Here is a 14,934-nt window from a genome sequence, read left to right on the forward strand (position 1 = left end):
CGATGTCACCGGGCGACAGCTGGAGGGCGCAATCGGGCTGCTGGAGCAAACGCATCCTGACCACACCCCGGTCTACCAACACCTGATGCTGCGCCCTGGCTCCCCGGCAAAGATCTGCATCTCTGAGTGTTCCCAGGTCCCGCCAGAATTTACGCATCATAATCCCACGAAAAAGGCCCCGGTCTGTCAACCGGGGCCCAGATACCAATCACAGGGTCGGGAAATCACCCGTCCTTGCGGATGACTTCGTTCTTGGGGTCATAGGGGCTGTCGCAGGTGACAACCGCATCCCACAGCTTGTCCTGGATCTTGACCTGCAATTTGGTGCCTTCGACCGCTTGCTCGGGTTTGACATAGCCCATACCGATGGATTTCTCAAAGGCCACCGAATAGCCACCCGAGGTCAGACGACCCACGCGCTCGCCTTCGGGCGTATAAAGCACCTCGCGGCCCCAGGGATCAGCATCGGCAGGGCCGTCGATCAACAGGGTGCAGCACTTTACGCGCACACCGGTCTCGACCAATTTGTCCTTGCCGTGGAACTCCTTGTTCAGATCCACGAAACGCGGCAGGTCGGCTTCGAGCGGGGTCGCGTCACGGCCCAATTCGTTGCCAAAGGCACGATAGGATTTCTCCTGACGCAACCAGTTCTGCGCGCGGGCACCGACCAACTTCATGCCGTGCTTTTCACCGGCTTTTTCCAGCAGATCGAACAGATAGTTCTGCATTTCCATCGGGTGGTGCAATTCCCATCCCAATTCGCCGGTATAGGCCACGCGAATGGCGTTCACCGGGCACATGCCCAATTCGATCTGACGCGCCGACAACCAGGGGAACCGCTTGTTCGACAGCGCCGTTTCCGGATCGGCATCGACGATCACCTCTTTCAGCACGTCGCGCGATTTCGGGCCTGCGATGGCAAAAACGCCCCACTGGGTAGTGACATCCTGGATTTCGACGTATCCGAACTCTTCCATCTTGTCTTCGGCAGCTTTGCGCAGGAAGTCGGCGTCATATTCCGACCAGGCACCGGCGGACACGATGTAATAGTTGTTCTCGCCATTGCGCACGATGGTGTATTCGGTGCGGGTGGTGCCGAATGCAGTCAGCGCATAGGTCAGGTTGATGCGCCCAACTTTGGGCAGCTTGTTGCAGGTGAACCAGTCCAGGAACTGGGTGGCACCGGGGCCCTTGACCACGTGCTTGGTGAACGCGGTGGCGTCGATCAGGCCGACGCCTTCGCGGATTGCCTTGGCTTCTTCGACAGCATGCTGCCACCAGCCACCCCGGCGGAAAGACCGCGCATCATGGTCAAAGTTTTCCGGCGCATCGACGGGACCGAAATAGTTGGGGCGTTCCCAGCCATTGACCCAGCCGAACTGTGCGCCACGGGCCTTTTGACGATCAAACGCGGGCGCAGTACGCAGCGGACGGGCCGCCGGGCGTTCTTCGTCCGGGTGGTGCAGGATATAGACGTGCTCATAGCACTCTTCGTTCTTGCGCGCTGCGAACTCGGTGGTCATCCAGTTGGAGGAATACCGTTTGGGGTCGAGCGAGGCCATGTCGATTTCGGCTTCGCCATCGACCATCATCTGCGCCAGATAGTAGCCGGTGCCGCCCGCAGCGGTGATACCAAAGCTGAAACCTTCAGCCAGCCACATGTTGCGCAGACCCGGTGCCGGACCAACCAGCGGGTTGCCGTCTGGGGTATAGCAGATCGGGCCGTTGAAGTCGTCCTTGAGGCCGGATTCGGCACAGGACGGGACGCGTTCGGCCATCGCCATGTATTGATCCGCGATCCGGTCCAGATCCAGCGGGAACAGATCGGCCCGGAAGCTGTCCGGCACGCCGTGCTCGAACTGTGCAGGTGCGCCGCGTTCGTAGATGCCCAGGATCCAGCCGCCGCGCTCTTCGCGGGCATAGGATTCATTGTCGGCGTCGCGCACAACGGGATGCTCGGGGTTGCCGGCTTCACGCCATTTGACCAGCTCGGGGTCTTTGTCCATGACGATGAACGTGTGCTCGACCGGGATCGCGGGCATCTTGATACCCAACATTTTCGCGGTACGCTGCGCGTGGTTTCCGGACGCGGTCACGACGTGCTCGGCCGTGATCACCACCTGCTCGTCAGAGGGAATCAGGTTGCCGCCTTTTTCCACCATCTTGGTGCAGGTGACTTCCCAATGGGTGCCGGTCCAGTGGAAGGCATCGGCCTGCAGTTTGCGCACGATGTCGACACCGCGCTGACGGGCCCCCTTGGCCATCGCCTGGGTCACGTCGGCCGGGTTAATATACCCGTCTTCGGTGTGATAGATTGCCCCCTTCAGGTCGCCGGTTTCGATCAGCGGCCAGCGCTCTTTGATCTGGTCCGGGGTCAGCCATTCATAGTCCACGTCGCAGGTTTCCGCGGTCGACGCATAAAGCATGTATTCGTCCATGCGTTCGTCCGTCTGCGCCATGCGCAGGTTGCCAACGACGGCAAACCCGGCGTTCAGCCCGGTTTCCTCTTCGAGGGTCTTGTAGAAATCCACCGAGTATTTGTGGATATGGGTGGTCGCATAGGACATGTTGAACAGCGGCAGCAGGCCAGCCGCGTGCCAGGTCGAACCCGACGTCAGCTCGTCGCGTTCGATCAACATAACATCGTCCCATCCCGCCTTGGCGAGGTGATACGCAATCGACGTGCCGACGGCACCACCGCCGACGACCAGTGCTTTGACTTGGGTTTTCATGGGCCCGCTCTCCGGATTCTAAAGATTCTTGGCTATGGTTATGCCCAAGCCAGCGTTTGCGCGCAAAAGCCATCCGACGCATAAAACGACAAAACCGACCTTCTACGCCTTCAACGGTGAGAATTGGGGTCACCTTTGTCGGTTTTTGGGTTTTTTGACACGTTGCCGACCTGGCCCCGTTCCCAGCCCGGACTGCAGTCAACTGGCCAGACGCTCCGATCTGCCAGTCGGCCCCATAGGTAAATCCGCGTTTCAGCAGATAGGTCCAATTGCGGCGATCCCCCTGCCCAGTCGCGGGTTCCGCTGCCGCACCGACACCCTGCAGAGATTGGAGGCCAGCAGGCGTTTGGGTCCACGCGCGCTTCCAATGTTGGTATTGGGTGCTGGCCGTGGACGGATTTATGCCCTTTGCCACAGCTGTTTGAACCACCTCCCTCCGGGAGGCTGGTGCATGGTTTGCTGCGGTCACCGCATCGGCGATTTGCCAGACTTGCCCGGTGATGGTTCCGGGTTTGGGACGGGTATTCATTGTGGTGTCAGGTCCTGGTGACGATCTTGCCCGGATTCAGGATGTTCTGTGGGTCCAGCGCCGCCTTGACCGCAGCCATATAGCGGGTCGTGGCCCCCAATTCCATTTCCAGATAGGGTTTCTTGCCCTGGCCGATACCGTGTTCTCCGGTGCAGGTCCCATCCAGTGAAATCGCGTATTCATTCAGCCAGGCCACAAACGCTTCAACCGCTGCGACCTCATCCGGGTTGTCCATGTCAATCAGCGGCAGCGCGTGGAAATTGCCATCCCCGACATGACCCACAATCGGTGCCAACAGCCCCAATTCTGCGGCCTTGTCCTGGGCTCCGCTCACCGCTTCGGCCAGACGCGAGATCGGCACACAGACGTCGGTGGAAATTCCCTTGGCACCCGGGCGCAGCTGATGCGTGGCCCAATACATGTCGTGGCGCGCCTGCCACAGCTTGTTGCGCTCTTCGGTGGACGTGGTCGCCGCAAAATCGGTGCCGCCAAACTCTTCGGCGATCGCACCAAAGGTTTCAGCCTGCTCCGCCACACCAGCGTCCGAGCCGTGAAACTCCAAAAGCAACAAGGGCGTTTCCGGCAGGTCCAGCTTTGAATAATTGTTGGCCGCTCCGACGCTGAGCGTGTCCAGCAATTCGATCCGGGCCACGGGGATGCCATATTGGATGGTCATCATCACCGCACGACAGGCCGCATCCACAGTAGAGAACGAACACCGCGCGGAGCTGATCGCTTCGGGGATCCCTTGCAGCCGCAAGGTAATTTCGGTGATCAGACCCAATGTCCCCTCCGACCCCACCATCAACCGGGTCAAATCATAGCCGGCTGACGATTTCTTGGCCCGCTGCGCAGTGCGGATCACCTCGCCATCTGCCATCACCACTTCGAGCGCGATGACATTGTCCTTCATCGTGCCATAGCGGACCGCGTTGGTACCCGAGGCCCGCGTTGCTGTCATCCCGCCCAGCGATGCATTGGCCCCCGGGTCGATCGGAAAGAACAGCCCCTGATCGCGCAGATAGGTATTCAGTTGCTCGCGTGTCACGCCGGGCTGCACCACCACATCCAGATCTTCGGCATGGACGGCCAGGATCTGGTTCATCTGGCTCATATCCACCGAAATTCCACCCGCAGGCGCATTCACATGTCCCTCGAGCGAGGTGCCGGTGCCAAACGCAATGACCGGAACATCATGGGTCGCACAGGTTTTGACGATCTCAGCCACCTCGGCAGTGCTGGTCGGAAAAACCACCGCATCCGGCTTCTGGTTCACGATATAGGTTGTGGTGTGGCCGTGCTGTTCGCGAATGGAATCGCCGGTCTGCAACCGCTCGTCAAACCGCTGTTTCAGAATGTCGATGACGGCTTTTATCCCGGTGTCGTTGCGGGGCAATGATGTGGCCTGGACCATGACGGCTCTCCCTTTCCGGACATTGAATGCCCGTTGATTCACAGGTTAACTTATGGTGCACATGCACGACAGGACAAGACCTGACATCGCACTTGGCCCGCAGATCCCTGAGCCATCTGTCAACCTGCAAGGGGCGGAGCTGTTCCTCAGGGCCCACACCCACAAGAGGTTTTGCGGCAGGCCGCGCCTTCGGCGCGGCCTGCCTGGCCCAACGGACGGGTGCGGATCTTTGATCCGGATCCGGCGGACGGGAGCGCACCGTTTCGGCTTCAACAAACTTCAGGACCATATCCTAGTGGGTCTTCATGCAGGAAAAGAACGACCGGGCCTGAACGGAAAATCGTTTCCAATCTGGCAGGAACTCTGACGCATAGCTGATCATCACGTCAAAGATACCAGCTTCGATATAATGTTCACAGCTTTGGTCAGGGGCTTTGCCAGGGCGGCAGCAACCAATGACATCGGTTACATTCCCATCTTCGTTCCGGAAAGACATTTGTCGCTGTCACCAATCCCCCCTTTGCGAGGCACGTATGGCGGAGGCGCTGTCAAAGTTATTAGCCCATATCGGGCATCAGCATCCCGCCAGAGTGTTTCACCGGTAAATCTGCGTCCCCGGTTCTTCGTTGTCAGTCGTTGCACCACCGTTTCCATGTCACGGTACCAGGTGGTCAGCATCGACAGATACGACCCCTCGGACTGATGGGGGCGAATATCACGCGGCCAAGGGGCAAAGGGGGCAAGGGTTAAATACGGTTGCTTGCAGGCGCAGTTACCCCTCCCGTGCGTGTTCCACCGGATTTCCGTGCAAACCGCGGGTCCAGATAATCCCGATCTACTCTCAGGTGAATGGCTGCCGACTCTGCCGTGCCCCACAGCGCGACATCGACGAATTCTCCGCTGGAATGACAAATCTGGTCCGCTTGGGCACCTGTCGAACAGGAGACAACAATCACCCCAACCAAGGCGAAAACGCGCATATGGCCCGCCTCATGCACGCGGGCCCACACTGGGTCGCGACCCAGTGCCGCAAAGACCAAAACAAGTCAGCCCCAGCTAGCCATGCTGGCATATTCAGGCCCGGCCAGTGTTACTGGCCCATCGCAATGCCTTCGCGCCGGGGATCTGCTGCGCCTTTCAGCACCTCTCCAATCTCGATCGCATGAAGCCCGGAATTCAAATCCCGCGCGTTCACTTCATAGCCCATCTGTTCCAACGCTCCGACCATGTTGACCGCATTGGTCCCGGCTTCGACATCATAGGTGCCGAACCTGTTCACCAGATGCGGCATCGCTACGGCCTGTTGAACATCATATCCCCAATCCGCCCAGGCAATGATCGCCTGTGCCACATAGCCGATGATCCGGCTGCCCCCCGGTGACCCGATGGCCAGAACCGGCTTGCCCGCCTGCATCACGATGGTCGGAGCCATGGATGACCGGGGCCGTTTGCCCGGCTCCAACCGGTTGGCGATCGGCACACCGTCACTATGGGTACGAAATGAAAAATCCGTCAGCTCATTGTTCAGCAGAAACCCACGGGTCATCACCCGTGACCCGAATGCATTTTCGATTGTGGTCGTCATCGACAGCACATTCCCATACCGATCCACGATCGAAACATGCGACGTTGATGGCAACTCGATCGCTTCGTCATCGGCCCAGTTCAGCGCATGGTCAAATTCGGGCGTGCCCGGGCCCACCTCTGGAAGCGCCACGGGTGCAGTCATCCCGCTGCCGCGCAGCTTCAGATAGGCCGGGTCCAGCAACCCTCGGGTCGGAACCGGGACATAATCGCTGTCGGCCATGTACCGCCCCCGGTCCGCAAAGGCGAGCCGCGAGGCATCCCCGATCAACCGCCACGACTGTGGGTCGTCTGCGCCCAGATCAGACAGGTTGAATGGCTCAAGCGTACCCAGGATCTGTCCAACTGTCAGCGCGCCGGAACTGGGCGGACCCATGCCGCAGACTTGATAAACACGATACCCGGCGCAAACCGCCGCGCGTTCCTTGACCTCATACAACGCCAGATCCACCGCCGACAGAACGCCGGGGTTCCCGGCTGTGCGCACCGCCCGCACGATATCTGCTGCAATTGGTCCTGCATAAAAGACCTCCGCCCCCTGTGCTGCCAGTCTCTGTAAAGTATCGCCATAGGCCGGGTTGCGCAGGGTGTCGCCCTGTTTCACCGGCTGACCATCCGGCAGGAAATAAGCCGCAGTTTCCGGATGACGCGCCAACCGCTCGGCGTCACGCTGCACCAACCCCGCCAAACGCGGTGACACAGAAAACCCGCCGTCCGCCAGCGCGATGGCCGCATCAAACAGCCCCGACCACGGTGCGCGGCCCCATTTGCGATGCGCCGCCTGCATCAACGCAGGCGTGCCTGGCGTGCCTACGGACCGCCCTCCGACGACCGCATCAAAGAACCCCATCGGCTCCCCGGCTTCGGTCTGAAACAATGTCGGCGTCGCGGCCAAAGGCGCGGTTTCCCGCCCGTCCAGCGTTGTCAGCGTGCCGGTTTTGGCGTCATACCAAACCAAAAAGGCACCCCCACCCAGCCCCGAAGACTGCGGCTCGACCAGCCCCAGAACGCTCTGCACGGCGACCATCGCATCCGCTGCACTGCCCCCGTCCTGCAAGACTGCGGCCCCCGCCTGAACCGCCAGCGGGTTTGCCGCAGAGACCATCCATGTTTCCCCCACCACGGGCAAATTCTGTGCTTTGGCCTCCAACGCCGCGGCCACCGCCTGTGATGTGGCTGCAATCTGCCCTTCGACCGCGCCTTCGGGGGCAAATTTATCTGCGGTTTCCTGTGCGCCCAACGGCAGGGCGGCCCAGATCGCCACCAAAATTGCTATTGATCTTCGTTGCATGAAGCTCTCCCCGCCCTGGCGCTGTTTCATCCGCAGACTAACCGGCCCCCGCCCGGCTCGCCAGTCTCCATTGCCACAGTTTGCGCCTAAGTCATGGCTTGACCCTGGCCATGTCCCTCAGCCACTTTTGCCCCGGTCGTTTGTTCAGGATATCGTAGATGCATTGGCTTTTCATAATCGTTCTTTCCGTCGTTTTTCACCTGGATGCCGATAGGGTCCAGGCCACGGAGCTCCCTGTGACCCTGCCCTATGGCGCCCCCAAGATCATTTCGGACTTTCACAGTCGCAGGGGCGTCAAGGGACGGCGGCGCGGGTCCAAACATCAGGGCATCGACATTGGTGGCCCCAATGGTGCGCCAATTCTGGCTGCAGCAGATGGGGTTGTCGTTGAAACCGACATTGGGACGTGTTGGGGACCGACAATTGTCATTGATCATGGGGCCGACCGTTCCGGCAAACCGCTGATTGCCGCCTATGGACATCTGGGAGATATCTTGGTCAAGACAGGGCAGACCGTGACCCGTGGACAGCGGATTGCCCGGCTCAGCAACAATTTCACTAAATTTCGCTGTATTTCAGGGGTGCGCCACCTGCATTTTCAGATTGGGCGCAGCCATCGTTCAGGCCCCAAAGGCAGCTATTGGGGTCACATCAAATACCTCAAGGACGGCAAGAGCGCCACAAACCCCCATCTGTTCTGGGCCGATGGTCCAGGTCAGGTGACATGCTTTCGGCCTGCAACGGCCTATCCAAAGGGCACATTGACTTATCCGGTGCCCTGCCGTTGATCCACACGCGCGGGAGCAGCGCGGGGGCCTGCCCTCGCGCTGCCCGGCCCAACGGGGTCCGCGGCTTCGCCAGAAGCAGCAGACCCGGGCGGGAGCGCCCGAACCTTGGGTGAGGCCGTTACAACATGCTTGGCACGACCTGATCCGGCGGCCGGTGCCCGTCCTCGAATGTCTTGATATTGATGATGACCTTTTCGCCCATCTCGTCCCGCCCCTCGACGGTGGCGGACCCCATATGGGGCAGCAACACCACATTCGACAGCTCCCGCAGGCGCGGGTTGATGTCGGTGCCATGTTCATAGACGTCCAACCCGGCCCCGGCGATCTCGCCCGCCCGCAACATCCGCGTCAACGCATGTTCGTCGATCACCTCGCCCCGCGACGTATTCACGATGACAGCGCCGGGTTTCAACAGCTTCAGACGCCGGGCGTTCATCAAATGAAAGGTCGATGGGGTCGACGGGCAATTGATCGATATCACGTCCATCCGGGCGACCATCTGGTCCAGGCTTTCCCAATAGGTCGCTTCCAGATCGCGTTCGACTTCGCTGCGCAGACGCCGTCGGTTGTGATAATGCACCTGCATGCCAAAGGCGCTGGCCCGTCGTGCCACCGCCTGGCCGATCCGCCCCATGCCCAGAATTCCCAGGCGCCGCCCGGCAATTCGGCCACCCAAAAGCGCCGTCGGGGCCCAGCCATCCCAATCGCCCTTCTGCATCACGGCCAAACCTTCCGGGATGCGCCGCACCACGGAGAGAATCAGCGCCATCGCCATATCCGCCGTGTCATCGGTCAACACACCCGGCGTATTGGACACCAGAACGCCACGTTGGCGCGCTGTCGCCACGTCAATATGATCGACCCCCGCGCCGTAATTGGCGATCAGCTTCAGCCGCTCGCCGGCCTGCGCCAGCAATGCCGCGTCGATCGTATCGGTCACCGTGGGCACCAGAACATCCGCCCCACGCATGGCGCTGGCCAGTTCTGACCGGGTCATCGGCACATCGTCAGGACGCAATTGCACGTCAAAAAGTTCGCTCAGTCGGGTTTCCACCGGTTCCGGCAACCGTCGCGTAACGACAACACTCAGACGTTCTCTTGGCACTTCTGCTCTCCCACCGCTTTTCAAATCAGTCTGCTCCGTGTCATCGTGGCTCAGGATCCAAAGGGGCACAAGAACCCAACGGTCCACGGGGTCATTTTGCCCCATTTCCGCGACCGGCCGGGACAGGTTGGCGCAGAGCGCAAAAACGACAGTGAAAAAGACCGCCCGGGGACACCGGATGGCAAACAACGGCAGGCAGGCTGTGGCAGTACCGGGTACAAAACACTTCCGCATCGTGGCATTGGCCGCGTGTATCGGCATTCTTGGCACCGCCGTTCAGGCGCAACAGGCCCGTGGTCCGGTCACCAACCTGCCCTTGCCACGATTTGTGTCGATGAAAACCGGCGAAGGCAACGTGCGCCGCGGTCCCTCTCTGACACATCGCATCGACTGGGTGTTCAAACGGCGCGACATGCCGTTGCAGATCACCGCAGAATACGGTCACTGGCGCCGGGTTCGCGATCGCGAAGGCGCAGGCGGTTGGGTGCATTATGCGTTGCTGTCCGGTTCTCGCACCGTTCTGATCGAAGAAGACATGTTACCGGCCCGCACCCACCCTGATCCCAAGGCCCCCGTGGCGGCCGCCTTTGAGCTGGGCGTGGTGGCCCGGCTGGGCAAATGCCTGCCGGATTGGTGTCAGGTCACCGCTGGTGGCTATCGCGGGTGGGCCCCAAAGGACAAGCTGTGGGGGGTCGCCCCCGAAGAGACCCGGGACTAGGGCTCACGCGACACTTTGATCCCGGCTGTCTCGCAATGCGGACCCGTCAACCGGCCCGACGCAAAAACTCATGCACCTCGCATCGCGGGTCGGCGTCCCGCAACAGCTGCGCCCCGACATTGCGCCACTCCCGGGATGAGATTTCGGGAAAATAGGCATCCGCATCGTCAACCGTCAGATCGACCTCGGTGACCAGCAGGCGATCTGCGCGCGCCAGCAGATCGGAATAGATCCGTGCCCCACCAATTCCATAAATCCGGCCATAGCCGCTGTCGCGGGCAAATTGCACGGCCTCGTCCAGATCGCCGAACACATGCTCCGCACCGGGAACCGCCTCAGAACCCCGGCTTGAGATCACGATATTCAGACGCCCTTTCAAGGGCTTGAACGGCAGGCTATCCCAGGTGTTTCGCCCCATGATCACGGCACCGCCGGTGGTCTCGCGTTGAAAAAACGCCAGATCTTCGGGTGCGCGCCACGGAATGGTATTGTCCTTGCCGATGGCACCATTGCGTGCCCGGGCTACAATCAGACTGATCATTTCGGCTCTTTCTGTTCAGACCGCCACAGGGGCGGAGATGTGAGGATCCGGGTCATATCCGGTGATTTCAAAATCCTCATAGCGAAAATCAAAAATCGACGAAACATCACGTTTGATCCGCAGGCGCGGCAGCGGTTTCGGGCTGCGCGACAATTGGGTTTTCACCTGCTCCATATGATTGGAGTAGATATGCGCATCACCAATCGTGTGCACAAAATCCCCGGCTTCATATCCGGTCACATGGGCCAGCATCTCCAGCAGCAGCGCATAAGAGGCAATATTGAACGGCACCCCCAAAAACATATCCGCCGACCGTTGATACAGCTGCAGATGCATCCGCCCATTCAGCACCCGCACCTGCCACAACGTATGGCAGGGCGGCAGCGCCATGTCGGGCACCTCGCCCGGGTTCCACGCTGACACGATCAGGCGGCGGCTGTCAGGGCTGGTGCGGATCGTGTCCACCAGGTCGGAAATCTGATCGACGCTGCGGGCCAGGAACAACGGATCATCCCCATCCGTCCGATCCGTTGCCTTCAAAGCCGGAAACTTGCGCCACTGATGGCCATAGACCGGCCCCAGGTCGCCGTTTTCATCGGCCCATTCATTCCAGATCGACACCCCGTTTTCCGTTAGATATCTGATATTTGTGTCCCCCGAGAGGAACCACAACAGTTCATGGATGATGGATTTCAGATGCAGTTTCTTGGTGGTTACCAATGGAAATCCATCCGCCAGAGAATACCGGCTTTGCAACCCGAATGTTGCCACCGTTCCTGTCCCTGTCCGATCAGTTGAAACTTCGCCAGTTTCCAGAATGGTTTTCAACGCATCATGATATTGTTGCACGTTGCTCGCTCCTGCCCCCGTTGGCCAATGGACCCGGCACCATACCGGTCGACTGGCGGACTTTGTCTGTCACTAGATGAATCACACATACCCAAATCCAGTGGAACATCCAACTCAAACCGCAAGATGCAGTATGGCAATTCCGCCAGACCAAATGAAGAATCCCCCCCAACCCCCGCGTTTTTATTGACTTTCCATGAATTCCACCGGAAATTGCTTGAAAAACTCATGCCAATAACGAGCAGAGGCAGGCAGTCATGAAAAAATATATCGTTGCGTTGGCAGCGGGCCTAACGCTGTCCGCATGTAGTGGCGGAAATCCGTTTGTAGCCGACACCGGCACAGGAACAGGAACTGGCACCGGATCAGGCGGATCGACGGGTGGCGGTATTGCAAGCGACCGAACGGTTCCACCGGGAACCCAAACTCCGGTCCCAGACGCATCCATCTTTCGGAGCGAACCGACCAGTACCGACGCCGGGAAATCCGGCAACGGATATGCGACGGCGATCGCCTATGATTCGGCAACAGATGAATTTTCGGTCGATAACCTCGGGTTTGACGGCAACAATGTGTATGCCCGCGACACCACGCCGGATATCGTGTCCAACCTGCCCTTTGCCGTCTACGAGGCCTCTGCCCAATTGCCCGACAGCCTGACCGGCACACCCATCAATCAGCTGAACCACCGCGCGATTTATGGTGTCAGCCAATCAGGCAACACCAAATTCGCCATCGTGCGCACCGGGGCCTATGTCGAATACGGATTTGGCGGGTTTGTCTATGAACGTGACGGCGGTGTGGTGCTGCCTGCAACCGGTCAGGCGTTGTACACCGGGCTCTCGCAGGGTCTGCGCGACAAGAACGGCACCGGCGGGCTTCAGCATACGCGGGCCGATATGTCGATTGCCATCGACTTTGACGATTTCAACGACGTCACCGGCACCCGTGGCGATGCTGTGCGCGGGAATGTCTCAAACCGCCGCATCTTTGATATGGACGGCAATGACGTTACCGACGGTGTTCTGGGCAGCATCAACGCGAGCCTGAACACCACGATGACCGCCATTCCCGATGCAACGTTTGTGGTGGAGCCCGGAGTTCTGGACGACAACGGCGAAATCCTGGGCCAGATGAACAGCTACTATGTTGATTCCAGCGGGCAAAACCAGGTGTTCGAAACCGGCAACTACTATGCTGTCCTGTCCGGCACCAACGCGGACGAAGTGGTCGGGGTTTTTGTTATGGAAACCACACGGGATCCCAGCGCAACCGGTGTTCGCGACACCAGCGGTTTTGTTCTCGTCCGCCAGTAAAGGCAGGCGGCCATGGCCCGGGGACGCATCAGAACCGCATTAGGAACAGGCACCCTGGCGGTGCTTGTCGGCTGGGCGGCGCTTGCTGCACCACAGGCAACGCCTGTGGTGAAACGCGTCACCCTCAGCCCCACGGAATTGCGCGAGGCAGCCACTGGCGCGCTAAAGGCTGGCCATCCCGAAATCGCCTATCGGTATTCGGACGCGTTGGTCAAACGCGACGCCACTGATCGCACTGCCCTGTTGATCCGGGCCCGCGCAGCGCGCGACCTGGGTCAGTATGACAACGCCAAACAATCGGCCAAGGCAGCCTGGAAGCAGGCGGAAACACCAGAAGACAAATTCTCGACGTCGATGATCATGGCCCAGACACTGTCATCGGCTGGCCAACGGACAATGGCGCAATTGTGGTTGCGCCGCGCCGCGCAACACGCCCCGACCGAGGCGTTGGAAAACCGGGCGATCCGCGATTTCCGCTATGTCCGCTCCCGCAATCCGTGGAACACGCAATTTTCCTTTGCCATTACGCCGGATTCAAACGTCAACAACGGGACGTCGGAAAAATACCTGAGCGACGATCCCGACGACTTTATTGGATCCCAGACGGAATTCAGCGCCAATTCGCGCCCCATTCCCGGGATGGAAATCGCCTTGGGTGCCAGTACGCGGTATCGGTTTCGCGAAACCGAAACACATGCAAATGATCTGACGTTTTCGACCCGGTTCCAGCACTATGTCATTTCCTCCAGCGACAAACGCCGGTTGCGCACGGTCGAAGGCAATGACTACGACTTTGGGTATTATGAATTCGGCTACGCGCATCGCGGCAAGAACCGCGAAGGACGGGGGGAATATCGCCTGTTCACGACGGTCGGGCAGAACTGGTATGGCGGCGAGGAATACTCCCGCTATGTCGATCTGGCCGGTGGGCAGACCTTTTACCTGGAGAACTATAGATCCATTCGGGTCAACCTGTCCGCGCGGCGTACCTTTGGTGTGACCCGCAGCGATCTGGACGAAGTCAACGCCAGCGTCTCCTATCGGTTTCCCATCGGAACTTCGGGCATCCTGTCAACCAGCCTGAATGCCTCGATTGGTGAGTCGCCAAACAATGCCGGTGACAGCTATGAAGCGATCGGGGCGCGGGCCTGGTATAGGCTGACAAAACCGGTTCTGGGCGCACGGGCATCGTTTTCGGTTTCGGCCCGCAGCAAGGTACATGATGACTACGTGCATGGGGTGCTGATCCGACAGGTTGGGCGCGAAGACATGCAGTATACTGCCGACTTCCTCCTGGTCTTTGACCAAATTGATTACTACGGATTCAATCCGACAATGCGGGTGTCTGCCTCGCGCACCGACAGCAATGTGACGCGCCTACAGGCCGAACGGTTCGGTATCAACTTTGGCATTCAATCCGCATTCTGATCCGCTTTGAGCGCCTGGACCTCTCGACAATCCCTGCCACCGCCCTAAGCTGCCCGGGAACATGACCCGCGCAAGGAAACAATTATGGCTTTGACCTATCTGCACACAATGGTCCGGGTAAAAGACCTGGACGAAAGCATGAAATTCTTCGGCCTGTTGGGGCTGGAGGAAACCCGTCGTTGGGAAAACGAACAGGGGCGGTTCACGCTGGTTTTCATGGCCCCTCCCGGTCAGCCCGAGGCCCCGGTCGAGTTGACCTATAATTGGGATGGCGATGACGGTCTGCCCAGCGACGGACGCCATTTCGGGCACCTGGCCTATGGGGTCGATGACATTTATGCCGTCTGCGCCCATCTGCAGGCCAATGGTGTGACAATCAATCGCCCGCCCCGTGACGGTCGCATGGCCTTTGTGCGCTCGCCAGATAATATTTCGGTCGAATTGTTGCAAAACGGCGATGCGCTGGCTCCCGCTGAACCCTGGACCAGCATGGACAGCACCGGTCACTGGTAATCCAGCCAGGCAAGGGAACAAATTGCAGTCCAAATACCGGGCCAAATATCGGGTCCAAATACCGGGTTCAGGTTTCCCGTCCTGATATCTGACCCGGAATTCGCTCTTCCACCCGCACCGGTGGGA

Annotated in this window: 13 protein-coding genes; 5 read left to right on the forward strand and 8 right to left on the reverse strand. The window is 59.6% G+C overall.

Translation table 11 applies throughout. The features are described from left to right. Positions 1 to 224 precede the first annotated feature (224 nt). The 5 genes from K3727_15635 to ggt form a co-directional block, all read right to left on the reverse strand. On the reverse strand, positions 225 to 2,732 hold the full coding sequence (locus K3727_15635; GenBank protein UWQ90212.1) for an FAD-dependent oxidoreductase: 2,508 nt from the start codon (positions 2,730 to 2,732) through the stop codon (positions 225 to 227). A 536-nt stretch (positions 2,733 to 3,268) separates the two neighbouring features. Further along, entirely contained in the window at positions 3,269 to 4,675 is a 1,407-nt protein-coding gene (locus K3727_15640; protein ID UWQ90213.1) for an FAD-binding protein, read from the reverse strand. A 292-nt stretch (positions 4,676 to 4,967) separates the two neighbouring features. After that, positions 4,968 to 5,171, reverse strand: coding sequence for a hypothetical protein (locus K3727_15645; GenBank protein ID UWQ90214.1), 204 nt, complete (start codon positions 5,169 to 5,171; stop codon positions 4,968 to 4,970). Between the two features lie 250 nt (positions 5,172 to 5,421). After that, complete coding sequence (locus K3727_15650; GenBank protein ID UWQ90215.1) at positions 5,422 to 5,655, reverse strand: hypothetical protein; 234 nt, start codon at positions 5,653 to 5,655, stop codon at positions 5,422 to 5,424. A 110-nt stretch (positions 5,656 to 5,765) separates the two neighbouring features. Next, entirely contained in the window at positions 5,766 to 7,550 is a 1,785-nt protein-coding gene (gene ggt / locus K3727_15655; GenBank protein ID UWQ90216.1) for a gamma-glutamyltransferase, read from the reverse strand. Positions 7,551 to 7,708: 158 nt separating this feature from the next. Between ggt and K3727_15660 the strand changes: the two genes are divergently transcribed. Then, positions 7,709 to 8,338, forward strand: a complete 630-nt coding sequence (locus tag K3727_15660) for a M23 family metallopeptidase (protein UWQ90217.1) — start codon at positions 7,709 to 7,711, stop codon at positions 8,336 to 8,338. A 118-nt stretch (positions 8,339 to 8,456) separates the two neighbouring features. Here the strand turns inward: K3727_15660 and K3727_15665 are convergent, their stop codons facing one another. Then, positions 8,457 to 9,443, reverse strand: a complete 987-nt coding sequence (locus K3727_15665) for a D-glycerate dehydrogenase (protein ID UWQ90218.1) — start codon at positions 9,441 to 9,443, stop codon at positions 8,457 to 8,459. A gap of 178 nt (positions 9,444 to 9,621) precedes the next feature. Here K3727_15665 and K3727_15670 point away from each other — a divergent pair, with 178 nt between their 5' ends. Then, positions 9,622 to 10,161 carry an aspartyl-trna synthetase gene (locus K3727_15670; GenBank protein UWQ90219.1) on the forward strand — a complete coding sequence of 180 codons (540 nt, stop codon included), beginning with the start codon at positions 9,622 to 9,624 and terminating at the stop codon, positions 10,159 to 10,161. A gap of 46 nt (positions 10,162 to 10,207) precedes the next feature. Here the strand turns inward: K3727_15670 and K3727_15675 are convergent, their stop codons facing one another. Both K3727_15675 and K3727_15680 read right to left on the reverse strand, forming a co-directional pair. Beyond that, positions 10,208 to 10,702, reverse strand: coding sequence for a dihydrofolate reductase (locus K3727_15675; GenBank protein UWQ90220.1), 495 nt, complete (start codon positions 10,700 to 10,702; stop codon positions 10,208 to 10,210). Positions 10,703 to 10,717: 15 nt separating this feature from the next. Then, a complete protein-coding gene (locus K3727_15680) occupies positions 10,718 to 11,551 on the reverse strand; it encodes a thymidylate synthase (protein UWQ90221.1) in 834 nt (277 codons plus the stop codon). Positions 11,552 to 11,808: 257 nt separating this feature from the next. On the opposite strand from K3727_15680, the gene K3727_15685 reads away from it, so the two are divergent. The 3 genes from K3727_15685 (at position 11,809) to K3727_15695 (ending at position 14,808) form a co-directional block, all read left to right on the forward strand. Then, positions 11,809 to 12,867, forward strand: a complete 1,059-nt coding sequence (locus tag K3727_15685) for a hypothetical protein (protein UWQ90222.1) — start codon at positions 11,809 to 11,811, stop codon at positions 12,865 to 12,867. 12 nt (positions 12,868 to 12,879) lie between these two features. Beyond that, positions 12,880 to 14,295, forward strand: a complete 1,416-nt coding sequence (locus K3727_15690; protein ID UWQ90223.1) for a surface lipoprotein assembly modifier — start codon at positions 12,880 to 12,882, stop codon at positions 14,293 to 14,295. 84 nt (positions 14,296 to 14,379) lie between these two features. Beyond that, on the forward strand, positions 14,380 to 14,808 hold the full coding sequence (locus K3727_15695; protein ID UWQ90224.1) for a VOC family protein: 429 nt from the start codon (positions 14,380 to 14,382) through the stop codon (positions 14,806 to 14,808). Positions 14,809 to 14,934 lie beyond the last annotated feature (126 nt).

The organism is Rhodobacteraceae bacterium M382 (assembly GCA_025141015.1).
Classification (GTDB): Bacteria; Pseudomonadota; Alphaproteobacteria; order Rhodobacterales; family Rhodobacteraceae; genus Aliisedimentitalea; species Aliisedimentitalea scapharcae.